At 56.6% G+C, this 369-nt stretch carries 1 protein-coding gene; it reads left to right on the top strand.

The window, feature by feature from the left end; genetic code table 11:
- Nucleotides 1-72: 72 nt before the first annotated feature.
- A partial coding sequence (locus tag QP437_RS09775; protein WP_285267705.1) for an outer membrane lipoprotein carrier protein LolA occupies nucleotides 73-369 on the top strand: 297 nt, incomplete at its 3' end.

The following is a 369-nucleotide window of genomic DNA, read 5'->3' as shown; positions in this document are numbered from 1 at the left end:
GGTGGATGAAAACAGCCGCGAGATGTGTTTCGTCAGCCCGGATATCCTGTTTGAACGCATGGGGGTTACGCCATGAGATTACTGCTGCTGTTAGGGCTGTTTATCAGCCCGCTGGTCAGCGCCCTCACGCTTGATGATCTGCAAAAACAATTTAGCGAACAGCCGGTGGTACGCGCCCACTTCGATCAGGTTCGCACGATTAAGGATCTGCCGCAGCCGCTGCGATCCCAGGGGCAGATGTTGATCGCCCGCGATAAGGGGTTGCTGTGGGATCAAACCTCGCCAGTCCCGATGCAGCTGTTGCTGGATGACAAACGGATGGTGCAGGCGATCAACGGCCAGCCGCCGCAAACCATTACTGCCGAAAAC

The organism is Haemophilus sp. UMB1048 (assembly GCF_030218125.1).
Lineage (GTDB): Bacteria > Pseudomonadota > Gammaproteobacteria > Enterobacterales > Pasteurellaceae > Haemophilus_D.
This window is presented reverse-complemented; position numbering and strand designations above follow the sequence as displayed.